Raw genomic sequence first — 25375 nt, 5'->3', positions numbered from 1 at the left:
CTCTCGGCGCGCGGCGGGCGGGGGCCCCCCCCCCCCCCGCGGGGGGGGCGCCCCCCCCCCCCCCCCCCCCCCCCCCCTCTCGCGTTTCTCGGGCTAGCCGAGCTCGCGCATCACCTCGGCGAAGCCGTCGAGGAAGCGATCCGCGTCGCGGTCGTCGAAGACGAGCGGCGGGCGGATCTTCAGGGTGCTCCCGGCACGACCCGAGGCGCTCACGAGGATCCTGCGCTCCCGCAGACCATTCACGACGGCGAGGGCGGCATCGCCGTCGGGGGCGGGTGCGGACGCCGGCGCGCCAGTGTGGTCCGCGCCCGGCGCGACCAGATCAGCCGCCACAAACAGGCCAGCCCCGCGCACCGCGGCGAGCCCGGCGCCGCTGCCCGCCCGCTCGGCGTCGGCCTGAATCTCCCTGAGGCCCGCACGGAGCCGGTCCCCCACCGCCGACGCGTGGGCGATCAGCCCGCGACCCTCGATCTCGTCGAGCACCGCTGAAGCGGCTGCGATGCTCACCGGGTTGCCGCCGAAGGTGTTGAAGTAGCGCACGTCGCCGCCGAACTCGTCGAACAGGTCTGCGGAGCCGACGACGGCGGAGATCGGGATCCCGTTGCCCATGGGTTTGCCGAGCACCACGAGGTCGGGCACGAATTCCTGATCGGCGAAGCCGTGGCGGGTGAACCCCCACCAGTCGCCGAGACGTCCGAAGCCGGGCTGCACCTCGTCGGCGATGTACAGGCCGCCAGCGGCGCGCACCTCGGCTGCGGCGCGGGCGAGGAAGCCGGCCGGTTCGAGCCAGAGGCCGTCGCTCGTGAGCGCGGAGTCGACGATCATGCCCGCGAGGCCGACGCCGCGGCGCTCGAGCTCCGCGATCGCGTCGCGCACGCGGGCAGCGAAGTCCTCGGCGGCGGCGGGATCCGTCTCGCCGCGGAGCGGGTCGGGGGCGTCGACGAGCACGACGCGATCCGGGATCGGATTCCCCGGCCCGAGCGAGGGAGAGATCTCCGCCGCGGCCGCCGTGGTGCCGTGGTAGGCGTTGCGGGTCACGATGATGCCCTCGCGACCCGTGTGGCGCCGGGCGATCCGCAGCGCCAGGTCGACGGCCTCGCTGCCCGTGCAGGCGAAAACCACCTGGTCGAGCGGGGACGGGAACTTCGCCGTGAGGCGTTCGGCATACTCGACGACGCCGTCCGTGAGGTAGCGGGTGTGGGTATTGAGCTCGCCGAGCTGCGCGGCGACCGCCGCCTGCACCGCCGGGTTCGCGTGCCCCACCGAGGGAACGTTGTTGTAGGCGTCCAGGTAGTCCTCGCCGTTCGGGCCAAACAGGTGGGCGCCGCTCCCCCGCACCACGTGCACGGGGTCCCGGTAGAAGAGCCGGTACGGGGATCCGAGGACCGCGGTGCGGCGGGCGATCAGGGCCTCGTCGGCCGGGTCGAGGGCCGATCCGGATCCGGGCGCGTAGGCGTTCACCATGACGCTCGGGCTGCTCGCTCGTTCCTGCCGCATCTGACCTCCGTGTCGAGTCGCATTGTGGATTGGTCACCAATATACGGGAAGTCCGCTAGGATCGGTGAAATCGCCAGCCCGAGGAGGACCAGGAGGACGCCGATGGAGACGCTCACACTCGAGGCCGACCGCGCAGCACGGGCGCTCGCCGAAACCCACGGCGTCACCGCCACCCGGCTCACGCCGCTGGGCAGCGAGCTCGCCAGTACCTTCCGTGCCGCGACCGACCGCGGCGAACTCGCCGTGAAGTTCCAGCTCAGCGACCCGATCGAGATCGAAGTGCAGCGCTGGAGGGCCGACATCGCCGCCCGCCTCCACGCAGCGGGCCTCCCGGTCCCCGCCGTGGTCCCAGCGCGGGACGGCAGCACGCTCGGGGCGACCTCGGTCGACGGTACCCCCGTCGCCGTCCTCGCGATCGACTGGGTGGACGCGCTCCCCTACGCCGACGCGGAACTCGGTCCCCACCTCGTGTCGCAACTCGGCGGCGAGCTCGGTCGGGTGGCCGCCCGCATGCAGGCCGAACTCGCCGCGGCTCCCGCGCCACCCCACGAGATCGACCACACCTGGGCGATGCACGACGTGGCGCGCACGATCGCCGCGCACCTCGCCCCTCCGCACCCGCGCCTCCCCGCCGAGGCCCGGCTCGCCGGAGAGCGAGCCCTCAGGATCCACGAGCGCTTCATCGCCCCGCACAAGGGCTTCCTCCCCCGGGCACTCGTGCACCAGGACCTCCACGACTCCAACGTGCTCGTTGGCCCCAACGGCCTGATCCGAGCGATCATCGACTTCGACGACATGGTGCTCGGCTGGCGCATCGCCGAGCCCGCCGTTGCCGCGGCCTATCTCGCGCGGCACGCCGCCGATCCCGTACTCGCCGCGACATCCGTGCTCGCCGGCTGGTCCGAGGAGGTGCCCGTGACGATGGCGGAGCGCGAAGCGTTCCTTCCGCTCGTCGCGATCCGCCTCGCGCTCAACACGGTCGTGTGGGCCGCGCGCGCCGAGAGCGATCGTGGGGCGTACGCCGCAATGCGCTCGCGCGGATCCGCGGGCACCTTCGCAACCCTCGCCACGGCGGCGGAGGCCGAGGGCGGCGCCGCGGCCGCCGCGGCCGACGAACTCCGGCCGGCATGACCTCCCCCGCCGACGTCGCGCGGACCCTGCGCGACCGCATTCTCCGTCTCGAACTCCCCTCCGGCACGCCGCTCCGCGAGATCGCGCTCGCCGAGGAGCTGGGATGCTCGCGCCGCACGGTCCGGGAGGCGCTGCTCACGCTGGGACGCGAGGGGCTCGTCGCCCACGAGCGCAACCGCGGCGCCCGGGTGCGCTCATTCGGCCCCGACGACATCCGGGACCTGTACCTCGTGCGGCAGATGCTGGAGGAGGCGGGTGCCGCGGCGTGCGCCGACGCGCCTGCTGAGCGCATCGCAGCGGTCACCGACGCGCTCGGCGAACTGCGAGAGGCCGCCCGAACGGCACAGGACTCGGTGCGCCACGCCATCGCCGACATGCGTTTCCACGGCTCGGTGATCGCGCTCCTCGGAAGCCCCCGGCTCGACCAGGTCTTCGCCCTCGCCGGCGGGGAGATGGCGTTCGCGATCCGGCTGCTGCAGCGCAACGAGGTCGACGAGCGGATCGTGTACCAGGAAGTGCTCGCCGATCACGAGCGCATTCACGGCGCCGTGCAGGCGCGGGATCCGGAGGCCGCAGTGGCCGCGGTCCGGGCGCACATTGAGGAGAACCGCGCGATCCTGATCCGGCTCGCGGGGCGTTCGGCCCGGGGTTGAGGGGCGCAAGGGCACGTTCAGGCTGAAGGTCCTGGTCCGGATCCAGCTCCGATCTGCGTTCGGCCCGGTCCGGGGGCAGTTTCTGCCGAAACTGCGAACGGCCGCCCCTGATGGGACGGCCGTTCCGCTCACGGGAGGGTTACTCCCACTCGATGGTCCCCGGCGGCTTCGAGGTGACGTCGAGCACGACGCGGTTGACCTCGGGAACCTGGTTCGTGATCTTATTAGAGATGCGGGCGAGCACGTCGTAGGGCACGCGCGTCCAGTCGGCCGTCATCGCGTCCTCGGAGGACACGGGGCGCAGCACGATCGGGTGGCCGTAGGTGCGGCCGTCGCCCTGCACGCCAACCGAGCGCACATCGGCGAGCAGCACGACGGGGCACTGCCAGATCTCGCCGTCGAGGCCCGCCGCGGTGAGCTCGGCGCGCGCGATCGCGTCGGCCTCGCGGAGCACGTCGAGGCGCTCGCGGGTGACCTCGCCGACGATGCGGATGCCGAGGCCGGGGCCGGGGAACGGCTGGCGGCCGACGATCGCCTCGGGGATGCCGAGCTCGCGGCCGATCGCGCGGACCTCGTCCTTGAACAGGGCGCGGAGCGGCTCGATGAGCTCGAAGTCGAGGTCGTCGGGCAGACCACCCACGTTGTGATGCGACTTGATGTTCGCGGTGCCGGATCCGCCGCCGGACTCCACCACGTCGGGGTAGAGCGTGCCCTGCACGAGGAACTTAATGGGCGCACCCTCGGCCTTCGCCTCGGCGACGAGGTCGCGCTGCACCTGCTCGAAGGAGCGGATGAACTCGCGGCCGATGATCTTGCGCTTCTCTTCGGGGTCGGTGACGCCCGCGAGGTGGCCCAGGAAGGTGTCGGCGGCGTCGACCGTGATGAGGCGGACGCCCGTGGACTCGACGTAGTCGCGCTCGACCTGCTCGCGCTCGCCCTTGCGGAGGAGGCCGTGGTCGACGAACACCGCGGTGAGCTGGTCGCCGATCGCCTCGTGCACGAGCGCGGTCGAGACGGCGGAGTCGACGCCGCCCGAGAGCGCGGAAATGACGCGGGCATCGCCCACCTGGGCGCGGATCTTCTCGATCTGCTCGGCGATCACGTTGCCAGCGTTCCAGTCGGGCTCGATGCCGGCGACGTGGTGCAGGAAGTTGACGAGGATCTGCTGGCCGTGATCGGAGTGCTTGACCTCGGGGTGCCACTGGACGCCGTAGAGGCGCTTCGCGGGCGAGCCGAACGCCGCAACCGGGGTGACGGCCGTGGTGGCGAGCACGTCGAAGCCCGCGGGGGCCTCCTGCACGGCGTCGCCGTGGCTCATCCACACGTTCTGCTCGGTGGGCTGACCGCCGAGGATCGCGCCGCCCTCGCCGACGACGGTCGCAGCGGTGGCGCCGTACTCGCGGTCGCCCGTGTTGCCGACGGTGCCGCCGAGCGCGCGGGCCATGACCTGGAAGCCGTAGCAGATCCCGAGGACCGGGATCCCGAGCTCGAAGATGGTGTCGTCGAACGTCGGCGCGCCCTCGGCGTAGACCGACGACGGCCCGCCGGAGAGCACGATGCCGAGCGGCTCCTTCGCGGCGATCTCAGCCGCCGTGATGGTGTGCGGCACGAGCTCGGAGTACACCCCCGCCTCGCGCACGCGGCGGGCGATCAGCTGCGCGTACTGCGCGCCGAAGTCGACCACGAGGACCGGGCGGTGCCCGGATTCAGTCTGTTCTGCCATGTATCGGCCTTTCGAGGGTGTCCGCCGCGGCGGCGCCGCGGGAGGGGAAGGTCTTAGGAGGAAGCCGAAGTAGCGGCGTCTTGGCCTGCCGGCCGGTTCTCGGGCACGTCGTGCTCATCGAGGAAGGCGTTCACCTCGCGCACCACGCGGGCCTCGAGGAAGAACGACATGAACGGCACGACGCCGCCGAGCGCGATGAGGAGGAACTTGCCGAATCCCCAGCGCATCGGGCTCCACAGCATGAAGTCGGAGACGAGGTAGACCACGTAGAACCAGCCGTGGGCGATCAGGATCGCCTTGAACAGGTCGAAGCCCTGCGGCGTGTAGTCGGACTCGACGCCCTCGGCCGCGAGCGGCTCGAACTTGGCGAACCCCTCCGGCGTGAAGAGGAAGAGCTGCACGTTGAAGGCGTACTTCATGACCATCACGGCGCACAGCAGGAGGAGCATGACGCCGGTGATCACGGAGGTGACCTTGTACACGCTCACCGCGCGGCGGATCCGCGGGTAGTCTGCGGGCTTCGGCTTCAGTTGCATGGCTTCCATTCTACGGCTTCGAGCGGAGTGCGCCGTCCGGGGACGGCGGCACGGAGTGGTCCTGATCGGCGGCCTGCGCCGCGGCTGCGGGATCCGCGTCTGCGTCGACGCTCCGATCCGGATCCGGGCCGGCCGCGGCTCGTGCCGCCTCCTCAGCTTCGAGGAGCTGCAGCTCGTGCTCCTTCTCCCAGGCGTCCCGCGTCAGGCGGAACCAGAAGAAGATCGCGAAGCCGGCGAACACGATCCACTCGATCGCGTAGAAAACATTGAGCCAGTTGACCTTCTCGGGCGGCAAGGGCGGCACCGAGTCGATCGCGTCGAGCGCAGCGGACTCGAGCAGTGAGGCGTTCGCCGCACCCTCGGGGTGCAGCACGAGGTAGCCGGAGCGCACGGGTCCGAAGGTGTCTGACCAGGAGTTCGCGAGCGCCGGGGCGAGCATCGTGTGCATCGTCTGCGGATCCTCGTCCGGCTTCGGCACTTCGGGCCCGTCCGGAGGCATGTAGCGGCCCTCGAGCCTGCGCTCCTTCGCGAAGCCGGGATCGGCCTCGACCGCCGCGAGCGCCCGCTCCGCGTCCTCGACGCTCGGCGCCCAGCCGATCGCGACGGCGAGGCTCGACGTCTCGCCGGCGCCCTCCCCGCTCACGAGGTGGCCGACCACCCAGGCTCCCGCTCTGCCGTCATTGGTGCGCGGGGCGATGATCCGGGAATCTCCGGCGACGAAGCGGCCGCTCGTCGAGACGAGCACGCCGGCCGCCTCGTCGGTGACGCCCTTGCCGAGGGTGTCGACCTCGTCGATGGGCCGCATCTCCTCGGTGTTGATGGTCTCGGTGTTGTCCGTGCGGATCGCCGAGCCCATCTGCCACTGCCCGAGCCAGGCGAACGCCGAGGCGACGGCGAGCGCGAGCAGCAGCGACAGGATCCAGACGGGTCGCCGCATGACCTGGCCGAGCGTCGGCTCGCCCAGGTACTCCGGCTTCCGTGGATTGGCCAAGCCGGTGGCCTAGCGCTCGGCGTAGACGATACCGACGCGCTGGAACTCCTTGAGCTCCGAGTAGCCGGTGGTCGCCATGGCGCGGCGCAGCGCGCCGACGAGGTTGGAGCTGCCGTCCGCGATGTGCGACGGGCCGTTGACGATCTCCGCGAGCGGGGCGACCGATCCGACCTGGACGCGGCGGCCGCGCGGGAGATCCTCGTGGTGCGCCTCCTGGCCCCAGTGCCAGCCAAGGCCGGGCGCGTCGGAGGCCTTCGCGAGCGCGCCGCCCAGCATGACCGCGTCCGCGCCGCACGCGACGGCCTTGATCAGGTCGCCCGAGGTGCCGAGGCCGCCGTCCGCGATGACGTGCACGTAACGGCCGCCCGACTCGTCGAGGTAGTCGGAGCGGGCGCCCGCGACGTCCGCGATCGCGCTCGCCATGGGGGCGCGGATCCCGAGCGTGACCCGGGTGGAGGAGGACGCACCGCCGCCGAAGCCGACGAGCACGCCAGCCGCCCCCGTGCGCATGAGGTGCAGCGCCGACTGGTAGGTGGCCGCGCCGCCCACGATCACGGGCACATCGAGCTCATAGATGAACTGCTTGAGGTTGAGCGGCGTGCGCCCCTCCTCCGCGACGTGCTCGGCCGAAACCGTGTTGCCGCGGATCACGAAGAGGTCGACGCCCGCCTTCACGACGGTGTCGGTGAACTCGGCGGTGCGGTGCGGCGACAGGGCGCCAGCAACGGTGACGCCGGCGTCGCGGATCTGACCGAGGCGATCGCGGATCAGCTCGGGCTTGATGGGCGCAGCGTACAGCTCGCGCATGCGCTTCACCGCGGTGACCTCGTCGGTGATCGTCGCGAGTTCCGCGAGCAGCGGCTCGGGGTTCTCGTGCCTGGTCCAGAGGCCCTCGAGGTTGAGGACGCCGAGTCCGCCGAGGCGGCCCAGCTGAATGGCCTGCTCGGGCGACATGACCGAGTCCATCGGCGCGCCGAGCACCGGGATCTCGAACTGGAAGGCGTCGATCGACCAGGCCGTGGAGACGAGCTCCGGGTCACGGGTGCGCCGCGTCGGCACGATCCCGATCTCATCGAAGGTGTAGACGCGCCGTGCGCGTTTTCCGCGGCCGATCTCGATCTCATTGCTCACCCGACCAGTCTACCGGGGACGCCTGACATTCCCAGTCGGCCCGGAAAGCGGAAGCGGGCGCCGCTCCCCCGAGAGGGTGCGGCGCCCGCCGATCCGGAACGCGATCCGGCGTCTAGCGCTTGTAGTTCGGCGCCTCGACGATCATCTGCACGTCGTGCGGGTGGCTCTCCTTGAGGCCCGCCGGCGTGATGCGCACGAACTCGCCGCGCGCCTTCAGCTCCTCGACGGAGCGCGCACCGACGTAGAACATCGACTGGCGGAGCCCGCCGATCATCTGGTGCGCGACCGCGCCGATCGGGCCGCGGTAGGGCACCTGGCCCTCGATGCCCTCGGGGATCAGCTTCTCGTCGCTCGGGACGTCCGCCTGGAAGTAGCGGTCCTTCGAGTAGGAGGTGCGCTCTCCGCGCGTCTGCAGCGCGCCCAGCGAGCCCATGCCGCGGTACGCCTTGAACTGCTTGCCGCCCACGAACACGAGGTCGCCGGGGCTCTCGTCGGTGCCGGCGAGGAGCGAGCCCATCATGACCGAGGACGCGCCGGCGACGAGCGCCTTCGCGATATCGCCCGAGTGCTGCAGGCCGCCGTCCGCGATCACGGGGACACCGGCGGGCGTCGCGGCCTTCGCGGCCTCGAACACGGCCGTGACCTGGGGAACGCCAACACCGGCGATGATGCGGGTGGTGCAGATGGAGCCGGGCCCGACGCCCACCTTCACCGCGTCGGCGCCCGCCTCGACGATCGCCTTCGCGCCAGCGTACGTCGCCACGTTGCCGCCGATCACGTCGACGCCGGCGAAGGCCGGGTCGCCCTTGATCTTCGCGATGATGTCGAGCACGCCGCGGCTGTCGCCGTTCGCCGTGTCGACGACGAGCACGTCGACACCGGCATCGACGAGCGCGCCGGCACGCTTCCAGGCGTCGCCGAAGAAGCCGACGGCGGCACCGACGCGGAGCCGGCCGGAATCGTCCTTCGTGGCGAGCGGGTACTGCTCCTCCTTGTCGAAGTCCTTGACCGTGATCAGGCCCGTGAGGCGACCATCGGCGTCGACGAGGGGAAGCTTCTCGATCTTGTGCGTGCGGAAGATGTCCGACGCGGCCTCGCGCGAAATGCCGGCGGGGGCCGTGATGAGCGGCATCTTCGTCATCGCGTCCTCGACGCGCACCTGGGTGCGATCCTTCGGATCGATGAAGCGCATGTCGCGGTTCGTGATGATGCCGAGCAGGATCCCGTTCGAGTCCACGACGGGGAGACCGGAGACGCGGTACTCGCCGCAGATCGCGTCGACCTCCGCGACCGTCGCGTCGACCGTGGTCGTGACCGGGTTCGTGATCATCCCGGCCTCGCTCCGCTTCACGCGGTCGACCATCTCGGCCTGATCCTGGATCGACAGATTGCGATGCAGGATGCCGAGGCCGCCGTTCCGAGCCATCGCCACGGCCATGCGGGTCTCGGTCACGGTGTCCATTGCGGCCGAGATCAGGGGAATATTCAGGCGAATGCGCTTCGTCAGCTGAGTCGAGGTGTCGGCCTCGCTCGGGATGACGTCGGTGTGCGCCGGCAGCAGGAGCACGTCGTCGTAGGTGAGTCCGGTGAACGCGAACGGGTCACGCTGTTCCATTTGTCCTCTTTCGGGGTTCGAAGTCGGGAGATGTCGTCGTCGTGCCGGGTGGGGCCGATACTCCATCGTAAACGTCGAAGCCGGTCGAAATATGCCCGGTGGCTCGCCCCGGTCGGATCGATCGGATCAATCGAGCGGGATCGGGGCCGTGTTCAGGGTCACCTGCGGGCTGCGGCGGAGCTGGATCACCATGTCGATGATCAGGATCGTGATCGCGATCCAGACCGCGAGGAACCCGATCCAGCGGCCCACCGACATCGACTCTCCGGCGACGAAGTAGCCGTAGAGGAAGCTCAGGATCGGGGTGAGGAACTGCAGGAACCCGATGTAGGCGAGCGGCAGGCGCCGCGCGGACTCCCCGAACAGGATGAGCGGAATCGCGGTCACCAAGCCGCTCGCGAGCACGAGTGCGGCGATTCCCGGGCCGAAGCTGAACGCGTTGAGCCCCACGGTGAGCGCCACGATCACGCCCTGCACGATGCCGACGGGGACCGTGACCATGGTCTCGATCGTGAGCCCGGTGATGCCGTCGACGTCCTCCCCCGCGTACTTGTGCACGGCGCCGTAGAGGCCGAAGGAGAGCGAAATCCCGATCGCGATCCACGGGAACTGGCCGTACGCGATCGCGGACACGAGCACGCCGACACCCGCGATCCCGACCGCGAGCCACTGCAGCCGGCTCAGCTTCTCCCGCCGGAAGATCACCCCGATCAGGATCGTGAACAGGGGGTTGATGAAGTAGCCGAGCGAGGTTTCGAGCACGTGGCCCGTCATGACTCCGATGATGAAGATCTGCCAGTTCGCGTACAGCAGCAGCGCGGAGAGCGCGAACCAGCCGAGCTGCCTCCGATTCCGCAGGATCGCGCCGACACGGCCCCACCGCCGGGTGAGCGACACGAGGACCGCGCTGAACAGCAGCGTGGCGCCGACGCGCCAGGGCACGACCTCGAGCGGGCCCACCATCGTGATCAGACCAAAGTAGAACGGGAAGGCGCCCCACAGCAGGTACGCTGCGAGCCCGTATCCCAGTCCGGCTCGTGTTTCGCGCATCAGATCAGGCTACATCCTGAGAGCGCTCCCAGGGAAGCGAAAACGGCCCCGAGATCCGAAGATCGCGGGGCCGTTTCCAGCGCGTCAGATTAGCGCGTGACGACCGCGAGAATGTCGCGGGCCGAGAGCACGAGGTAGTCGGCGCCGCCGACCTTGACCTCGGTGCCACCGAACTTCGAGTAGATCACGATGTCGCCGACGGCGACATCGAGCGGGATGCGGGTGCCGTTATCCGAGACGCGGCCGGGGCCCACAGCGACGACCTCGCCCTCCTGGGGCTTCTCCTTCGCGCTGTCCGGGATGACGAGACCGGAGGCGGTGGTCTGCTCCGCCTCGACCTGCTTGATAACGATCCGATCCTCGAGCGGCTTAATGGCGACCGACACGGTTGACCTCTTTCTTCGACGGAAGTTCACACGCGCCCGCCCGATGCGAGCGCGTCCGGGAACGAGTCTACGGGCCTCGTTGGCACTCGTGCAAGGGGAGTGCCAACGCGTCGGCCGGGTATCGCGGTCAGCGAACGCGGCGCTCCCTGGCGGATCCCCGAGACCCGATGCGGATTCGCCGCTCCCGCGTAGAATCGAGTCACCGGCGCAGGCGCGTCGGCTCCCGGTGTGAAGGTCGCGCCAGGGGAACCCAGGAGGAGCCATGTCGAACCCCAACGTCCCCCAACAGCCGCAGCAGCCATCGGGACCGCAGCCCCCGCACGGTCCGGGCCAGCAGCCGACCGTGCCGCAGCCGTCGATGACGCAGCCCACGGTTCCGCTGCCGGACGCGCAGCAGCCCGCGCAGGCGCAGCAGCCGCCGGCACAGCCGTCGCAGGCACAGGCGCAGCAGCCGACGCAGGCACAGCAGCAGCCGCAGGCGCCCTCGCAGCAGCAGTTCGCCCAGCAGCAGGCCGCGGCGCGCGCGCAGGCCCCGCAGGCGCAGCAGGCCCCCTATGCCCAGGCAGCCCCGCAGCACCCGGTCGCCCCAGCGAGCGGCCCCTCTCTGACCACGCTCGCCTACACGAACACGTACGCCCTGCTCGCGATCATCTTCGCGTTCCTCTCCCCCATCGCCGGCATCATCTTCGGCCACCTCGGCCTGAGCCAGATCAAGCGCACCGGCGATCAGGGTCGCGGCCTCGCGCTCACCGGCCTGATCCTGAGCTACGCCTACTTCGCGTTCCTCATCATCTTCATCTTCGTCTACGTCGGTTTCATCTTCATGATGATCGGCACGATCGGGTCGTCGATGCAGGGGCTCGAAGGCTTCGACGACTACTCGAGCTCGACCCCGGGCTTCTAGGAGTGCGGTGCGCCCTCGCCCTCGGGCGCGGCCGATGAACGCCGCCCCCGAGGGCTGGGATCTGCTCTTCACCGATCGCGGATCGGAGCTGCTCGAGCGGATCGGCACCGAGCTCGCCGCCGGCGCCGATGCTGCGCGGCTGAACGCCGGACTCCGCCGCGACGGGATCGAGCCGCCGGAAGTCGCCGCGCTCCTCACGCAGGCCGAGCTGCGCCGCGCCGCCGCCGCGAAGTTCGGCGCGCTCGCCCAGCACCTCCTGTTCACGCGGGCCGGCCTCGAGCAGGCGAGCCGCGCACCCGTCGCCGCGCTCCACGCCGAGCGCTTCGCCGCCGCGGGCCTCAGCAGCGTCGCGGATCTCGGATGCGGGCTCGGCGCCGAATCAATCGCGCTGATCGCCTCGGGGATCGAGGCGCGGCCGGTCGAGCTCGATCCGTTCACGGCCCGGCTCGCGGAGCACAACCTCGGGGTCGCGGCCCGACGCGGCGGGATGGTCCCGCCGGCCGTGCGCGTCGGGGACGCCGAACGCCTCGGCCGCGACGGCGCCGACGCGGCCTTCCTGGACCCCGCGCGCAGGACCGCCGGGCACTCGGACACGCGGCGTCTCGCCTCCCCCGACGACTACTCCCCCTCGCTCGGCTTCGCCTTCGGGCTCGCTGCCGAGGTTCCCACGGGCGTGAAGCTCGGTCCGGGGCTGGAGCACGAGCTCCTCCCCGATAACGCCGAGGCGCAATGGGTGTCGGTCGACGGGCAGCTCGTCGAGACGGGCGTCTGGTTCGGCCCGCTCGCGCGACCGGGCGTGCGCCGCTCGGCGCTCGTGCTCTCGGGCGATAAGCGCGCCGAACTCCGCGCGCCGGGGCCGGCACCGGACGCCGAGTCGCGCCCCCTCGGCGAGTTCCTCATCGAACCGGACGGCGCCGTGATCCGGGCGCGTCTCATCGGGGCCCTCGCGGAAGAGCTCGGCGCCGGCATGCTGAGCGAGGGGATCGCCTATCTCACCGCGGACACGGAACCGCACTCCCCGTTCGCACGAGGGTTCCGCATCGTCGAGGAGCTGCCGGTCCGCGAGAAGGAGCTCCGGAAGGCGCTCGCGGAACGAGGGATCGGCTCCCTGGAGATCAAGAAGCGCGGAGCCGACGTCGATCCGGCCCTGCTGCGCAAGCGTCTCAGACTGAGCGGGCCGCATCGCGGGGTGCTGTTCCTCACGCGCGCCGGCGGGCGCCACGTGGCGCTGCTCGCCGAGCGCGTCTGATCCGGCGCCCCCAGAAAACGAGAAACGGGGCCGGGACGCGCGATGCGTCCCGGCCCCGTTTCGTCTCCCGGAACCTAGTTGTTGAGGTTCTGGAGGTTGGGGTCGTTGAGTGCCGCGCCGATGAACATCGCGACGATGATCATCGAGATGATCGCGAGCACGATCGCGGCCGCGCTCAGGATGATGCCGGTGAGGCTCATGCCCTTCGGCTGGCCCTTCTTGCGAGCCAGAATACCGAGCACGAGGCCGACAACACCGGCGACGAGGCCGACGAAGGAGACCAGGAACGAGAAGACCACGCCGACGATGCCGAGCACGAGCGAGGAGATCGCGAGGCCCTTCTGCTCCGTGGCAGCGGGGTAGGCCGGGGCCGCACTGTAGTCGGGCATTGCGGGCGGAGCCTGCGGGGCGGGGGCGTTCGAAGCCGGGTCGTTCCCGGGCAGGTTCTCAGACATGTCACTCCTTTAGGGGTTGTGCTGGAGGGGGTCCCCTCCCATCAGCTATTCAAAGATAACGCACAGATAGGCGGTTTGCCGCACCATTCGGCGGATTTTTCTCCGAGCGCGTTTCAGCGCACCTGCACTTCAGTGACGGGAAGCGTCGAATCTGCCCCGAAGTCGAGGCTCGACGGGGCGTGCCCCGCGGCGACCAGCTGCGCTCCGAGCGACGCGATCATGGCCCCGTTGTCGGTGCACAGGGAGAGCGGCGGCACCCGCAGCTCCACCCCCGCGGCGGCGCAGCGCTCCGCCGCCAGCTCGCGGACACGCGCGTTCGCGACGACGCCGCCGCCGAGCAGCAGGCGCGGCACTCCCAGGTCGGCGCACGCGGCGAGCGCCTTCGTGAGCAGCACGTCGGCGACCGCCTCGCGGAAGCTCGCGGCGACATCGGCGACCGGGATCTCCTCCCCGGCGTCCGCCCGGCGCTCGACCCACCGCGCGACCGAGGTCTTGAGGCCCGAGAAGGAGAAGTCGTAGCGGTGGCGCTCGAGATCCTTCGGGTGCGTGAGTCCGCGCGGGAAGCGGATCGCCTGCGGGTCGCCGTCCGCCGCGACGCGGTCGATCTGAGGGCCGCCGGGATACGGCAGGCCGAGGAGACGGGCGACCTTGTCGAACGCCTCCCCCGCGGCGTCGTCGATGGTCTCGCCGAGCATCTCGACATCACCCGTGAGGTCCCGGACGAGGAGCAGCGAGGTGTGGCCGCCGGAGACGAGGAGGGCAATCGTGGGAAGCTCCAGCTCGCCGACCGCGCCGATCGCGGGACGCAGACCGTCGGCCTGCAGCAGGTCCGCTCCCACATGCCCGACGAGGTGGTTGACGGCGTACAGCGGCTTCCCGAGGGCAACGGAGAGCGACTTCGCGGCGGCGACGCCGACCATGAGCGCCCCGGCGAGGCCAGGACCGCTCGTGACGGCGATCGCGTCGAGCTCGGCGAGCTCCACCCCGGCGTCGGCGAGCGCGCGCTCGATGGTCGGGGTCATCGCCTCGAGATGCGCGCGGGCGGCGACCTCGGGCACCACGCCACCGAAGCGGGCGTGCTCGTCCATGGACGAGGCGATCGCGTTGGCGAGCAGGGTGCGCCCCCGCACGATGCCGACGCCCGTCTCGTCGCAGCTCGTCTCGATTCCGAGGACGAGTGGCTCCTGGATCGGGGTCGCGCTCATGCTGGGGTTCCTTCCTGCTCGGGCTCCGAGGCATCCGCCGCGCGGGCCGGTGCCATGGGGAGCCGCATCACGATCGCATCGACGCCGTCGGGCTGGTAGTAGCGGGGGCGGACCCCGATCTCCGCGAAACCGAGGCTCTCGTAGAGTCCCCTGGCAACCGGATTATCGGCGCGGACCTCAAGAAACACCTGATGGACCGATCGTTCGCGGGCGACGTCGAGCAGTGCGCCCATGAGCAGCCGCCCGTGGCCGGCGCCCCGCGCTGCCGGCGCGACGGCGATGGTCTGGACATCGCCCTCGTCTCCGACGACGAGCAGCCCAGCGTATCCCTGGACCGCCCCGGCGCCGTCGACGAGCGCGAAATAGCTGCGGTGCGGCGCCGTGAGCTCATCGCGCATCATCTCGCGGCTCCAGGCATCGGAGCCGAACTCCGCGCTCTCGATGGCCCAGATGGCGTCGAGGTCGCTGGCTCCGGCCGGCCGGATCGACGGATCGCCCTGCGCGTTCACGCCGGTTCCGTTCCGGGGGCGGGCCGCGCCGCCGCGGACGCGCGGGCGGGCGCCGCGGCCGGGGTGGCAGGAGCGACGACGCGCTTCGGCGCGCCTGGCTGCTTCACGTCGGGCGCGCGCAGGTAGAGCGCGCGGTCGTCGTCGAAGGGGATTCCGGCCTGCAGCCGGCGCGCGGCGAGGCGTGCCAGGCCGGACGCCGGGATCCGCTCCGGCCACACGTCGTTGGGCGTCTCGACGTGATCCGCGCGCGCGATGAGGCCGGGGCCGGCGACGCGCACGGGCACCCCCGCCCAGTCGAGCCCCGCGTAGTCGGTGACGAAGAGCTCGCGGCGGCGCGCGTCCTGCAGCACGCGCGCCCCCGCCAGGGCACCGGACTCGAGCACGGCGAGCGCGACCGCTTCGTGGCCCTGCACGGGCAGCAGGGGCACGCCGCGGCCGACCGTGAACGCGTGCGCGGCGGCGATCCCGACACGCAGACCCGTGAAGGGGCCGGGGCCGATGCCCGCGACGACGCCGGTGACTCGCGAGGGATCGACGCCGGCCTCCGCGAACACCCCGGCGAGCAGGCCGCCGATCACCTCGGCGTGCCCGCGCGGGTCCTCGCTCGCGAGCTCGACGACCGCGCCGTCCGCGGCGAGCGCCACGCTCGTGCCGATCGCCGTGTCGATCGCGAGCAGCACCTGCCCGCCGAGCTCGGGGATCTCACTCCGGGTGACGGCGTTCATGCCGGGACTCCTTCCGCCCAGCGAGGGCCGAAACCGCTAATGGTGACCGTGCGCGACTCGACGGGAGCCTCCGCGGGGTCCAGATCTTCCAGGGCCGCGTCGCCGACCGGGCGCTCGATCACGATCTCGAGCCAGGACTCGGGCGTCTCGACGACCCCCGCTCCCCACTCCGCGACGACGACGGAGTTCTCGAAGTCGAGGTCGAGGTCGTCGAGCTCGTCCGCCCCGGCGAGCCGATACGCGTCGACGTGCACGAGCGGCGCCCCGCCCACGAGCGAGGGGTGCGTGCGAGCGATCACGAAGGTGGGGCTCTGCACGGGCCCGCGAACGCCGAGGCCCTCGCCGAGCCCGCGGGTGAGCGTGGTCTTGCCCGCGCCGAGCGGGCCGGTCAGCAGTACGAGGTCGCCCGCGCGCAGCGCTTCGCCGAGCGCGACGCCGAGGGCGTGCATCGCGTCGGGATCGCTGATCACGCGCCGCGAGACGACCGGAGTACCGGCCGCGGCACCGGCCGCGCCAACGACCGCGCTATCGGCCGCGCGACCGACCTCGGCACCGGCCGCGGCATCGCCAGCGGCATCGCCAGCGTGACCGAGGCCTCCCGTTGCGCCTGCTCGACCGCTCACAGCTCCCCGCCCTCGGAAGCGAGCCGGTGCACGCGCGGGCCGATCCCCGCGACGATCTCGTAGTTGATGGTGCGCATGAGCCCCGACCAGATCTCCACCGCCGGATGGCCGAGCTCCGGGTCGCCGAACAGGATCACCGGGGTGCCGAGTTCGATGCGGCCGGCGAGCGGGCCGACGTCCACGATGAACTGGTCCATGCCGATGCGGCCGACGATCGGGCGGGGCTCCCCCGCGACCGTGACCCAGGCACCGGAGCCGTTGAGCGCGCGCGGCAGCCCGTCGGCGTAGCCCATGGGGACGAGCGCGAGCGTGGTGGCAACCTCGCACACGTGGTTGAAGCCGTAGGACACCCCCGTGCCGGCCGGCACGCCCCGCAGCGCGACGATCTCCGAGCGCAGGGTCATGGCGGGGACGAGGCCGAGCTGCGCCGAGGTGCGGTCGGCATACGGGCTGAGCCCGTACACGGTGACCCCCACGCGGACCGTGTTGTAGTGCAGGTGGGGCGAACGGAACGTCGCGGCGGACGCCGCGAGGTGGATCAGCTCCGGATCGATGCCCGCCGCGCGCAGCATCCCGACCGCGCGGTCGAGCTGGGCGGCCTGGGCGCGATCCTGCTCGTCCCCGGCGTTCGCGAGGTGGCTGAAGATGCCGCGGACGCGCAGCACCCCCTCAGCTTGGAGTTCGGCGCCCCGCGCGAACAGGGCTTCCCACTCCTCGGGCGCGGCCCCGTTGCGGCTCAGCCCCGTGTCGATCTTGAACTGCACCGTCGCCGTCGCCCCGCGCTTCCGAGCGGCGGCGGCAACGGCTTCGAGCTGCTGCGCGTGGCTCACCCCGATCTCGATCCCGGCGTCCACCGCCGCCCCGAAATCGGTGCCCACCCCGAACAGCCAGCACAGGATCGGGCCTTCGATGCCCGCATCGCGCAGCGCGAGCGCCTCGTCCAGATCCGCCGTCGCGATCATCGTGGCGCCGCCGGCGAGCGCGGCCTCGGCCGCGATCCGCGCGCCGTGCCCGTAGCCACCGGCCTTCACGACGGCGATCACGTTCGCGCCGTTCGTCACCTCCCGGATCCGGCGCAGATTGTGCCTGATCGCGGGCAGCGAGATCTCTGCGACGCGCATCGGATGCGTGCTTCCCACGGTCATGTCGACTCCGAATCTTCCGCGCGGGCGATCCCGCTGGTGACGCCCCCATCCTGCACCGGACCGCTGACAGTCTCGATGATCACGAACGCGGTGGCGAGGCCCCCGTCGTGCGTGAGCGACAAATGCGCCCGATCGGCGCCGCGCCGCGCGAGCTCGGCCACGAGGGCCGGCGTGCGCACGAACCCGGGAGCGCGCTCGCGATCCCGCTCCACGATCAGGTCCTGGTATCCGAGCTCGCCGGACCCGCCGAGCGCCTTCACGAGCGCCTCCTTGGCGGCGAAGCGCGCCGCGAGCGAGCTCAGCGCGAGCGCGCGCTCCGACGGGGCGAAGAGCCGCTCGAGCAGCCGCGGGGTGCGGGCGATCTGACGCTCGAAGCGCCCCACGTCGACCGTGTCGACCCCGATCCCCGCGATCACGCCGCGGCCCCCGCGTCGCGTCGCACGCCTACTCCACCGTGACGGACTTGGCCAGGTTGCGCGGCTGATCCACGTCGAGGCCCTTCGCCGTCGACAGCTCGAGGGCGAACCACTGCAGCGGGACGACCTCGAGCAGCGGCTCGAACAGCGCGTCGGCGAGCGGGAGCCGGATCACATCGTCGGCGTAGGGCAGCACCGCGGTGTCCCCCACCTCGACGATCGCGATCACGCGGGCGCCGCGCGCGCGGATCTCCTGGATGTTCGAGACGACCTTGGAGTGCATGAGCGGCGCGGTCCGCGGGCTCGGCACGAGCACGAACACGGGCTGGCCGTGGTCGATAAGCGCGATCGGCCCGTGCTTCAGCTCGCCAGCCGCGAAGCCCTCGGCGTGGATGTACGCGATCTCCTTGAGCTTCAGCGCGCCCTCGAGCGCGATCGGGTACCCGACGTGGCGGCCGAGGAACAGGACCGAGCGGGTGTCCGCCATCCAGTGCGCGAGCTGCGCGATCTGCTCGTGCGTCGCGACGGCCTCGCGCATCTTCTCGGGGAGCTCGGCGAACTGCTGGACCGCCTCGGCGGAGGCCTCGGCGGAGAGCGTGCCGCGCACGCGGCCGAGGTGCAGGCCGATCAGGTACAGCGCCGTGATCTGGGCCGTGAACGCCTTCGTCGACGCGACGGCGACCTCGGGGCCGGCGTGCGTGTAGACCGCTGCGTCCGACTCCCGCGGGATCGTCGCGCTCTGCGTGTTGCACACGGAGACGGTCGTGACGCCGCGCTCGATCGCGTACTTGACGGCCATGAGCGTGTCCATCGTCTCGCCGGACTGGCTCACGGAGATCACCATGGTGCGATCGGAGAGCACGGGATCGCGGTAGCGGAACTCGTGGCTGAGCTGGACCTCGACGGGGATCCTTGCCCACTGCTCGATCGCGTAGGAGCCCACCTGGCCGGCGTAGGATGCGGTGCCGCAGGCGATGATGATGATCCGGTCGATCTCGCGCAGGCGATCGTCGCCGAGCGCGGACAGCTCGGGGATGTCAACGAGCCCATCGACCACGCGACCGCGGACCGTGTTCTCAACGGCCTCGGGCTGCTCGTTGATCTCCTTCGCCATGAACGACGACCAGCCGCCCTTGTCGGCGGCGTCCGCGTCCCACTCGACCTCGAACTCGGAGTACTCGACCGGGTTGCCGTCGAAGTCCGTGATCCGGACCTCCTCCGGGGTGATGACCGCGATGTTGTCCTCGTCGACCGCGACCGCGCGGCGCGTCGCGGAAACGAACGCCGCGACGTCGGATCCGAGGAAGTTCTCGCCGTCGCCGAGACCGACGACGAGCGGCGAGTGGTGGCGGGCGGAGACGACCTTGCCCGGCTCGTCCCGGTGCATGGCGAGCAGGGTGAAGGTGCCGTGCAGGCGCTTGACCACGTTGCGGAACGCGGTCTCCAGGTCGCCCGTCTCCGCGACCTCCCGGCCCACGAGCTTCGCGACGACCTCGGTGTCGGTCTCGCTCACGAGCTCGACGCCGTCCGCCTCGAGCTCGGCGCGCAGCTCCGCGAAGTTCTCAACGATGCCGTTGTGAATGAGGGCGAGCTTGCCGTCGTCGCCGAGATGCGGGTGCGCGTTCACATCGGTGGGGCCGCCGTGGGTGGCCCAGCGCGTGTGCCCGATCCCGGTTCCGGTCGCGGAGACCGGGTTCTCGGCGAGCAGTTCCTCGAGACGGGCCAGCTTCCCCGAGCGCTTGCGCACGGAGATGCCTCCGGTCTCATCGACGACCGCGATTCCGGCCGAGTCGTAGCCACGGTATTCCAAGCGACGCAGCCCGTTGAGCAGGGCCTCGACCGTATCATTCGGGCCGACGTATCCGACGATTCCACACATGAGGATCAGTTTAGTGGCACCATTGTTGAATCATGGCCGAGAGCAAGCGACCCCCAGTATCCACCGACACCCAGACGCTCGTGCGGCCGGAGTTCACCTCCCCGTTCCTCGAGATCGATCGCGACGAGTGGGCCCGACTCGCCGGCGAAACGCCCATGCCGCTCACCGAGGGCGAAATTGCCGCGTTCCGTGGCCTCGGCGAGCCGCTCGACCTCGCGGAGGTCTCCGAGGTCTACCGGCCGCTCAGCCGCCTCATCAACCAGTACGCGATCGCCGCGAAAGAGATGCACCGCCGCACGCGCGGCTTCATCCACCGCGACGAGGAGCGGCCCACCCCGTTCGTGATCGGGATCGCCGGATCCGTCGCGGTCGGCAAGTCGACCGTCGCGCGCATCCTGCGGGATCTGCTGGCCCGCTGGCCCGAGACGCCGAACGTGCAGCTCATCACGACCGACGGCTTCCTCTACCCGAATCACGAGCTCGAGCGGCGCGGGATCGCGGCGCGCAAGGGCTTCCCGGAGTCCTACGATCGCCGCGCTCTCCTGCGCTTCGTGTCGCAGGTGAAGGCCGGAGTCCCCGAGGTGTACGCCCCGCACTACAGCCACCTCATCTACGACATCGTCCCCGGCGAGTACACGGTCGTGAAGCAGCCCGACATCCTGATCGTCGAGGGCCTCAACGTGCTGCAGCCCGCGACGATGGAGCACCCGCTCGCCGTGAGCGACCTGTTCGACTTCTCCGTCTACGTCGACGCGCGCACCGCCGATATCCAGCAGTGGTACCGCAACCGCTTCCTGAAGCTCCGCGAGAGCGCGTTCTCCGATCCCGACTCGCACTTCCGGCGCTTCGCCTCCGTCGACGACGACGCTGCCCTCGCGATCGCCGACGAGTTCTGGACGAACATCAACGAGCCGAACCTCGTGGCAAACATCCGGCCGACCCGGGCGCGGGCGACGCTCGTGCTGCGCAAGGAATCCGACCACCGGGTGCAGAAAGTCCTGCTCAGGAAGCTGTAGTGAGCGCCGGGCCGGTCGCCCCACGGCTCGACGCCCGCATCTGCTCCCGCCGCGAGATGGAGGACCGTCCCGCCGCGAGATGAAGGACCGTCCCCAGGGGGGCGGTCCTTTCATTGTTTCGGCTGTCGACGGCCTATGCTAACAACCCTCGGGGTCAATACAACCAAACGGCGCAGGTGACGATGCGGATGCACCGCGTGGATTCGGCGAGGAAGTGCAGTCATGACTGCAAACCCGAAGGCTCGGAGGCACGCCGAGGACGCCTGGTGGAACGTTGGACGCTCGGACCCGAGGGTCTGGGAGGCACGTTACCGCGACCTGGTCCCGCTGCATAATGCGACTGCTGCTCGGGACCAACGACACGGCCGATGCAAGGGCCGCCCACGCCTTCAGCAAACCTGTAAACCACGACCCGTCAAGCAGCGACGATTACTAAACAACTTAAAGAACGATTCTTTCGAGGCATCACTTCTTCGCAGGTCGTCTTTATTATCGGGCAGCAAGTACCGTTTGTTGTACGGGCGCGGACGAGTCATCAGCGATGCACCTGCCGATGTCGGAGGTTCACGAAACAATGATGCGACCGGGTGCCGGATCGCCGGCGATCACCAGGAGACGCAAGCAGGAGGACACAAATGGCAACGTCGAGCGAGCGGTACAGGCGCCACGCGGTGTGGGAGACGCTGGCGATCAAGCGCGAGTCACTAAACGCGGCAAGGTTCGGCAGTAAAGATCTCGAGCGCTGGCGTACCGATGTGGTCGAGTGGCTCCTCGAGGCAGAGAAGACCAAGGCTGCGCGGCAACCTGCACTGTACCTCGGGGTCCTCGACGATCTAGGCAATGCTCTGAATCAACTCCCGGTCACGGAGAACGAGTTCCAGCGTTTCCTCTCGAATGGGTACTCGCAGCAACTGCTTGCCTCCCTCCGCGCGCTGCCGCTGCCGCCGCCCAAAGACCTCAAGGACTCCTACGTCGCGCTTCTCGACAATGAGATCGAAGCCAGAACCGAACGACTCGACCGTCTCGAAGGACGGGTTGCCGAGATCGAGAAAGCGCTGGCGGATCGACAAGCAACGCTCGCCACCCTTGAGAAGAAGTCCGCTGCGATCAGTGCCGAGGTCGAAGCCGAGCGCGAGACGATCAAGTCCGTGAGCGAAGCGGCGACGGAGCAGATCGAGAGCGAGTGGAGTGAATCGCTCGCAGATTGGTCGAAGAAGCGAGCCGAGTTCGACGAGGAGCAGAACGCGAAGATCCTGGCGCATGCTGCCTCGCTTGCCGCTACGGCGCGCGCCGGCGAGGCGCTGGCCGAGCACGCAGCAGGCAGCCTGAGCGCCGCGGACTGGAACGGGCGCGCCAAGCGTGAGCGTCGAGCAGCGCAGTGGATGCGCTTCGGGGCAGCGGCTTCGTTCGTCTTCGCTGGCGCTGTCGGCTGGTTCATCGTCAGCGAGGCAGTAAAGAACAACTTCGACCTGACGGTCGGGGACGGCCTGCTGCGCGCGAGCGTCGCAGCGGTGATCGGCGCATTCGGCGCCCTCCTGCTCCGCGAGTCGGGTCGCCACTTCCGTGAAGCCGACACCGCCGAAGACGTCGCTCTCTCCCTCAGAGCGCTGGCGCCATTCTATGCCAGCTCCGATGACGATGTCCGCCTCGCTGCACGCGTCCAGGTCGGCAACGCGGTGCTCGTGCGGAACGTACTCTCGAGGTTCGCCCATCGCGATGCGGCGAAACACGCTGGCGAGGCCAGTACGGCTGACCTCCCGAAGTTAGTGGACGACGCGGCCCAGGCGCTCGGCAAAGCCAGGCAGATGGACTCAGCCTGATGATCAATGACTACTGTGGACTATCGCTACTGATTTCCCATGAAGAAGGTTGAATCCCATGACTGTGCCTTCTGATGTGGTGAAGAGGCTGCTGCAAGATCAGGAGCAGCAGCTCGCCGTTGAGCTCCTGCAGAACAATCGCCTCCAGGGATACTTTCCGCCTGACAATGAGGAGCTGTCCATGCTCCTTGGCGACTCAAGAACCGACTTTGCCGACTTCCCTCGTGTCTTCCTGCACCCACGAGACCGCAAGATAGTGGGAGTGAAGGTTCTGTGGCCTGAATCAGAGGAAGCTGCACTATCTGAACTCATCGACATTCTGCAACTGCTCGAAGACGCCTTCTCGGAGTACGAGGGGGTCCATCTCCTCGCAGAGACCCCATGGGAATGTCCCAGACTCGGTCGCTGGTTGAAATCGGTGCCGGGAATCTCCTTGACGGGTATTCAGGCCTCGCTCAGCGTCACGGTTAGCGCCGACACCGCCGGACCCGTCCCGCGAGTGTCCGCACCCGCACCCAGCCCGAAGCCATTGTCGCCTGAGCCTGAGCTGGATCGCACGGAATCACAAGAGCGACTTCCTGACAAAGCACTTCCGCCTCCTGGAATGAGGACACCCCAGCCTCTGAAGGACTGGGCCTTGCCAGTGTGCCCGGAGTGCGAGGCCAGAATCGAGCTCGCTGACTTCGTGATCCAACCTCATCCTGGTGACGGGCAGGTCGACTGCCCTACCAGCGGCAGCTTCGCAGTGATCCCCTCAAGCCCAAGGACAGTCGAGGCAGTATGCCCGGGCTGCTCTGGAGTAACTGGGATGAATGCGATGACCGGGATGATCTATTCTCATCCGATCCCAGGCTCCCCAGACGCCTCCTGCCCATGGGTCAACGATTATCTCGAACCACGCCACAAGGAGGTCAAAGTACACCTGCGCAAGAGGCACCCTGAAGAATCAATTCCAGCAGTCACTGCGCCGAAACACAAAATCCGACCCAACTATGCCGACAGAACTGTGAATAGCGTCTTCGCTTATAACGGCGGGTCACCGGGTTCTCGTTAGGACATGAAGCCTGGACGTACTACCTCGAGCCTCTCACACGCCTGCGAAGTCCACTTGACCAAGTGCTCCAAAGTCGCTGCTTCGCTGCATGAGAGGATGATGAGTGGCCCCCGACTCAAAACTTCGGAAGGCCACTCCAGGACGCACCGCGCTCAGCTGCGCCGAACCTTGGATGGATCGAACATCGGCGAACCCAGCTCCTCGCGGAGCTGGCGGTAGCCTCGAGCCGTCATGCCCTTCTCGATGAGCTCTCGCGCCCGTTCGGGGTAACCGAAGACTTCCGGCAAGACGCCTGAGCGAAGCGTCGCCAGGGCTTCTGCGCGCACCTGCGAACCAGGGTGCACGAAGCCGTGCGGCTCGTACTGGAAAAGGTTCCAGCACCAGGCCGTCGCTTCTCCCCGAGTGATGCCGGACCAGCGGCCCCGTTCTACGACGTCGGCGGCGTTCGGTTGCTCGAACGCCGCCTCGAACTCGGCTAGGTCGGCTTCGCGGCGCTCGATCGCAGCGAGTTCGCGCTGCTGCTCGCGCTCCTGCGCCGCTGCTTCGATCAAGGCCGCGACCTGCTCCAGGCTGAGTGGTCCGCCATCGCCCTTGGACGTGAACCCGATTGGCGGGTGCTCACGGAGCACTCGCTCTGCCTGCCCGCCCGTGGCGCTCCCGGGCATGGCTCGCAGCCCGAGTACGCTCCACCACCCATCATCGTCCGGCAGTCGGCGCTTTGTTACAGAGGACATGAGAACAGCCCCTCTCCGGGGCATCGCCCCATCGAATCTTGCGGCATGAGATCCCATGCCGCCCGTTCTTCCCCTGGGACACCCGGGAATCGATGGATTCGGGTTGTCGCGCGACCGGCCAGGTACCTACGGTCACGACTCTTGAACGTAGGAGGAACCATACCACAGACGTCGAGAGCGGCGCTCACCGTAAAGCTATAGGAGCACCTTCAGGAGCGCGGGAAGGTCCGAGCGGACGACGAGAGCCAGCGGCTTCTCACTGACCTTCCCTGAATGGGTGATCGCGAGGGCCTGGGGCGGGGTGTTGTTCTCCAAGCCTGCGAAGACGCGCCAGGCCTGGACTACAGTCATCTCGCGTGATCGCACGAGGACCTTGTCCTCCGCCTCTGAGAACTTGAGGACCTCGCCCAGCGAAGCGTGCTCGATAGCAGCACCCGAGAACGCTAAATATTCGGAAGCGAGCCATCGTGCCACAGCGTTCGTGGTGATCAGCTCCAGGCTCCCATCGCCCATGCGGACAGGAGCCTGTGAGAAGTTGTGCTCCCTCACAAGATCGAGGAACTCGCCGGAGTCGCTCGTCTCGTCGAGCACACCCACTTGCTGGTTCGGCATCACGGAAGCAACTCGGGGAGGGTTCTCGAGCTGATCCGCGATCCGCTCGAACTCCTCGACGACTCTGTCCCTCGGTTCCGCGATCGGATCGCCTGTGTGAGAACCCCTCGTGTGAAGGATCACATTGCGCAGCTCCGCGTAGTCGAGGAGCACGTCTCGCGTCGGAGCGACCAGCAGCTTACTGGCTCGGACCCGCTTCGAGAAAGAGACGTAGTCGGTGTCAGACTGCTTCCCTTCGAGCTGGCGGTCTACTCGGTTGTAGGCGTCGATGAAGCGTGCCGCATTGGACAGCTGTGGGTCGTTCACTGCTCTTCAC

At 69.4% G+C, this 25375-nt stretch carries 25 protein-coding genes and 1 riboswitch; of the genes, 7 read left to right on the top strand and 18 right to left on the bottom strand.

All coding sequences use genetic code 11. The features are described 5' to 3' along the window. Positions 1-93 precede the first annotated feature (93 nt). A complete protein-coding gene (locus JD292_RS01355) occupies positions 94-1497 on the bottom strand; it encodes an aspartate aminotransferase family protein (RefSeq protein WP_233613126.1) in 1404 nt (467 codons plus the stop codon). 102 nt (positions 1498-1599) lie between these two features. Between JD292_RS01355 and JD292_RS01350 the strand changes: the two genes are divergently transcribed. Together JD292_RS01350 and JD292_RS01345 are read left to right on the top strand one after the other, a co-directional pair. Further along, entirely contained in the window at positions 1600-2628 is a 1029-nt protein-coding gene (locus JD292_RS01350) for a phosphotransferase (RefSeq protein WP_200130927.1), read from the top strand. After that, on the top strand, positions 2625-3281 hold the full coding sequence (locus tag JD292_RS01345; RefSeq protein ID WP_200130926.1) for a GntR family transcriptional regulator: 657 nt from the start codon (positions 2625-2627) through the stop codon (positions 3279-3281). Before JD292_RS01350 ends, JD292_RS01345 begins: the two co-directional genes overlap by 4 nt. Before the next feature lie 139 nt (positions 3282-3420). Here the strand turns inward: JD292_RS01345 and guaA are convergent, their stop codons facing one another. From guaA to groES, 7 genes are all read right to left on the bottom strand, one after another. Further along, entirely contained in the window at positions 3421-5004 is a 1584-nt protein-coding gene (gene guaA, locus JD292_RS01340) for a glutamine-hydrolyzing GMP synthase (RefSeq protein WP_200130925.1), read from the bottom strand. Positions 5005-5057: 53 nt separating this feature from the next. Continuing rightward, positions 5058-5540 carry a DUF3817 domain-containing protein gene (locus JD292_RS01335; protein WP_200130924.1) on the bottom strand — a complete coding sequence of 161 codons (483 nt, stop codon included), beginning with the start codon at positions 5538-5540 and terminating at the stop codon, positions 5058-5060. Between the two features lie 10 nt (positions 5541-5550). Further along, positions 5551-6531, bottom strand: coding sequence for an SURF1 family cytochrome oxidase biogenesis protein (locus tag JD292_RS01330; protein WP_233613124.1), 981 nt, complete (start codon positions 6529-6531; stop codon positions 5551-5553). 9 nt (positions 6532-6540) lie between these two features. Beyond that, positions 6541-7662 (bottom strand): GuaB3 family IMP dehydrogenase-related protein, encoded by a 1122-nt coding sequence (locus tag JD292_RS01325; protein WP_200130923.1) that lies wholly within the window; start codon positions 7660-7662, stop codon positions 6541-6543. A 112-nt stretch (positions 7663-7774) separates the two neighbouring features. Beyond that, on the bottom strand, positions 7775-9277 hold the full coding sequence (guaB, locus tag JD292_RS01320) for an IMP dehydrogenase (protein ID WP_200130922.1): 1503 nt from the start codon (positions 9275-9277) through the stop codon (positions 7775-7777). Between the two features lie 126 nt (positions 9278-9403). Beyond that, complete coding sequence (gene rarD, locus JD292_RS01315) at positions 9404-10327, bottom strand: EamA family transporter RarD (protein ID WP_200130921.1); 924 nt, start codon at positions 10325-10327, stop codon at positions 9404-9406. Positions 10328-10416: 89 nt separating this feature from the next. Further along, the gene (gene groES / locus JD292_RS01310; protein WP_200130920.1) at positions 10417-10713 is read right to left on the bottom strand and encodes a co-chaperone GroES; all 297 of its coding nucleotides are present in this window, start codon (positions 10711-10713) and stop codon (positions 10417-10419) included. 262 nt (positions 10714-10975) lie between these two features. Here groES and JD292_RS01305 point away from each other — a divergent pair, with 262 nt between their 5' ends. Together JD292_RS01305 and JD292_RS01300 are read left to right on the top strand one after the other, a co-directional pair. Continuing rightward, complete coding sequence (locus JD292_RS01305; protein ID WP_233613122.1) at positions 10976-11617, top strand: DUF4190 domain-containing protein; 642 nt, start codon at positions 10976-10978, stop codon at positions 11615-11617. A gap of 34 nt (positions 11618-11651) precedes the next feature. Beyond that, a complete protein-coding gene (locus JD292_RS01300; protein ID WP_200130919.1) occupies positions 11652-12866 on the top strand; it encodes a THUMP-like domain-containing protein in 1215 nt (404 codons plus the stop codon). Between the two features lie 74 nt (positions 12867-12940). Here JD292_RS01300 and JD292_RS01295 read toward each other — a convergent pair whose 3' ends face one another. The 8 genes from JD292_RS01295 to glmS all read right to left on the bottom strand — a co-directional run bounded on the left by JD292_RS01295 (position 12941) and on the right by glmS (position 19823). Beyond that, positions 12941-13321, bottom strand: a complete 381-nt coding sequence (locus JD292_RS01295; RefSeq protein WP_200130918.1) for a DUF4190 domain-containing protein — start codon at positions 13319-13321, stop codon at positions 12941-12943. A 113-nt stretch (positions 13322-13434) separates the two neighbouring features. Then, positions 13435-14526, bottom strand: coding sequence for a tRNA (adenosine(37)-N6)-threonylcarbamoyltransferase complex transferase subunit TsaD (gene tsaD / locus JD292_RS01290; protein ID WP_200130917.1), 1092 nt, complete (start codon positions 14524-14526; stop codon positions 13435-13437). Beyond that, positions 14523-15035: a ribosomal protein S18-alanine N-acetyltransferase gene (gene rimI / locus JD292_RS01285; RefSeq protein ID WP_200130916.1), complete on the bottom strand. Its 513-nt coding sequence runs from the start codon at positions 15033-15035 to the stop codon at positions 14523-14525. Before rimI ends, tsaD begins: the two co-directional genes overlap by 4 nt. Then, on the bottom strand, positions 15032-15760 hold the full coding sequence (tsaB, locus tag JD292_RS01280) for a tRNA (adenosine(37)-N6)-threonylcarbamoyltransferase complex dimerization subunit type 1 TsaB (RefSeq protein ID WP_200130915.1): 729 nt from the start codon (positions 15758-15760) through the stop codon (positions 15032-15034). Before tsaB ends, rimI begins: the two co-directional genes overlap by 4 nt. Then, a complete protein-coding gene (gene tsaE / locus JD292_RS01275; protein ID WP_200130943.1) occupies positions 15757-16209 on the bottom strand; it encodes a tRNA (adenosine(37)-N6)-threonylcarbamoyltransferase complex ATPase subunit type 1 TsaE in 453 nt (150 codons plus the stop codon). Before tsaE ends, tsaB begins: the two co-directional genes overlap by 4 nt. 170 nt (positions 16210-16379) lie before the next feature. Continuing rightward, complete coding sequence (alr, locus tag JD292_RS01270) at positions 16380-17528, bottom strand: alanine racemase (RefSeq protein WP_233613121.1); 1149 nt, start codon at positions 17526-17528, stop codon at positions 16380-16382. Continuing rightward, complete coding sequence (locus tag JD292_RS01265) at positions 17525-17944, bottom strand: holo-ACP synthase (protein WP_200130914.1); 420 nt, start codon at positions 17942-17944, stop codon at positions 17525-17527. The genes alr and JD292_RS01265 overlap by 4 nt, the downstream gene beginning before the upstream one ends. 28 nt (positions 17945-17972) lie before the next feature. Further along, positions 17973-19823: a glutamine--fructose-6-phosphate transaminase (isomerizing) gene (glmS, locus tag JD292_RS01260; RefSeq protein ID WP_200130913.1), complete on the bottom strand. Its 1851-nt coding sequence runs from the start codon at positions 19821-19823 to the stop codon at positions 17973-17975. 32 nt (positions 19824-19855) lie between these two features. On the opposite strand from glmS, the gene coaA reads away from it, so the two are divergent. The 3 genes from coaA (at position 19856) to JD292_RS01245 (ending at position 23713) form a co-directional block, all read left to right on the top strand. After that, on the top strand, positions 19856-20839 hold the full coding sequence (gene coaA / locus JD292_RS01255; protein WP_200130912.1) for a type I pantothenate kinase: 984 nt from the start codon (positions 19856-19858) through the stop codon (positions 20837-20839). A 635-nt stretch (positions 20840-21474) separates the two neighbouring features. Continuing rightward, positions 21475-22659 (top strand): coiled-coil domain-containing protein, encoded by a 1185-nt coding sequence (locus JD292_RS01250; protein ID WP_200130911.1) that lies wholly within the window; start codon positions 21475-21477, stop codon positions 22657-22659. A 58-nt stretch (positions 22660-22717) separates the two neighbouring features. Further along, positions 22718-23713 carry a hypothetical protein gene (locus JD292_RS01245; RefSeq protein WP_200130910.1) on the top strand — a complete coding sequence of 332 codons (996 nt, stop codon included), beginning with the start codon at positions 22718-22720 and terminating at the stop codon, positions 23711-23713. Positions 23714-23865: 152 nt separating this feature from the next. Here the strand turns inward: JD292_RS01245 and JD292_RS01240 are convergent, their stop codons facing one another. Both JD292_RS01240 and JD292_RS01235 read right to left on the bottom strand, forming a co-directional pair. Next, the gene (locus tag JD292_RS01240; protein ID WP_200130909.1) at positions 23866-24447 is read right to left on the bottom strand and encodes a hypothetical protein; all 582 of its coding nucleotides are present in this window, start codon (positions 24445-24447) and stop codon (positions 23866-23868) included. A 29-nt stretch (positions 24448-24476) separates the two neighbouring features. Next, positions 24477-24594, bottom strand: a riboswitch (SAM riboswitch). Positions 24595-24642: 48 nt separating this feature from the next. After that, positions 24643-25365 (bottom strand): hypothetical protein, encoded by a 723-nt coding sequence (locus JD292_RS01235; RefSeq protein ID WP_200130908.1) that lies wholly within the window; start codon positions 25363-25365, stop codon positions 24643-24645. Positions 25366-25375 lie beyond the last annotated feature (10 nt).

This window comes from Leucobacter edaphi, assembly GCF_016522535.1.
Lineage (GTDB): Bacteria > Actinomycetota > Actinomycetes > Actinomycetales > Microbacteriaceae > Leucobacter > Leucobacter edaphi.
The sequence above is the reverse complement of the archived record's forward strand: the minus strand, read 5'-3'. Positions and strand labels throughout refer to the sequence as shown.

What these genes read in the sequence shown, in the direction of transcription:
- JD292_RS01355 (WP_233613126.1), bottom strand. Translation starts at nt 1,497, where the DNA reads ATGCGGCAGGAACGAGCGAGCAGCCCGAGCGTCATGGTGAACGCCTAC.
- JD292_RS01350 (WP_200130927.1), top strand. Translation starts at nt 1,600, where the DNA reads ATGGAGACGCTCACACTCGAGGCCGACCGCGCAGCACGGGCGCTCGCC.
- JD292_RS01345 (WP_200130926.1), top strand. Translation starts at nt 2,625, where the DNA reads ATGACCTCCCCCGCCGACGTCGCGCGGACCCTGCGCGACCGCATTCTC.
- guaA (WP_200130925.1), bottom strand. Translation starts at nt 5,004, where the DNA reads ATGGCAGAACAGACTGAATCCGGGCACCGCCCGGTCCTCGTGGTCGAC.
- JD292_RS01335 (WP_200130924.1), bottom strand. Translation starts at nt 5,540, where the DNA reads ATGCAACTGAAGCCGAAGCCCGCAGACTACCCGCGGATCCGCCGCGCG.
- guaB (WP_200130922.1), bottom strand. Translation starts at nt 9,277, where the DNA reads ATGGAACAGCGTGACCCGTTCGCGTTCACCGGACTCACCTACGACGAC.
- rarD (WP_200130921.1), bottom strand. Translation starts at nt 10,327, where the DNA reads ATGCGCGAAACACGAGCCGGACTGGGATACGGGCTCGCAGCGTACCTG.
- JD292_RS01305 (WP_233613122.1), top strand. Translation starts at nt 10,976, where the DNA reads ATGTCGAACCCCAACGTCCCCCAACAGCCGCAGCAGCCATCGGGACCG.
- JD292_RS01300 (WP_200130919.1), top strand. Translation starts at nt 11,652, where the DNA reads ATGAACGCCGCCCCCGAGGGCTGGGATCTGCTCTTCACCGATCGCGGA.
- JD292_RS01295 (WP_200130918.1), bottom strand. Translation starts at nt 13,321, where the DNA reads ATGTCTGAGAACCTGCCCGGGAACGACCCGGCTTCGAACGCCCCCGCC.
- tsaD (WP_200130917.1), bottom strand. Translation starts at nt 14,526, where the DNA reads ATGAGCGCGACCCCGATCCAGGAGCCACTCGTCCTCGGAATCGAGACG.
- tsaB (WP_200130915.1), bottom strand. Translation starts at nt 15,760, where the DNA reads ATGAACGCCGTCACCCGGAGTGAGATCCCCGAGCTCGGCGGGCAGGTG.
- tsaE (WP_200130943.1), bottom strand. Translation starts at nt 16,209, where the DNA reads ATGCACGCCCTCGGCGTCGCGCTCGGCGAAGCGCTGCGCGCGGGCGAC.
- alr (WP_233613121.1), bottom strand. Translation starts at nt 17,528, where the DNA reads ATGACCGTGGGAAGCACGCATCCGATGCGCGTCGCAGAGATCTCGCTG.
- glmS (WP_200130913.1), bottom strand. Translation starts at nt 19,823, where the DNA reads ATGTGTGGAATCGTCGGATACGTCGGCCCGAATGATACGGTCGAGGCC.
- coaA (WP_200130912.1), top strand. Translation starts at nt 19,856, where the DNA reads ATGGCCGAGAGCAAGCGACCCCCAGTATCCACCGACACCCAGACGCTC.
- JD292_RS01250 (WP_200130911.1), top strand. Translation starts at nt 21,475, where the DNA reads ATGGCAACGTCGAGCGAGCGGTACAGGCGCCACGCGGTGTGGGAGACG.
- JD292_RS01245 (WP_200130910.1), top strand. Translation starts at nt 22,718, where the DNA reads ATGACTGTGCCTTCTGATGTGGTGAAGAGGCTGCTGCAAGATCAGGAG.
- JD292_RS01240 (WP_200130909.1), bottom strand. Translation starts at nt 24,447, where the DNA reads ATGTCCTCTGTAACAAAGCGCCGACTGCCGGACGATGATGGGTGGTGG.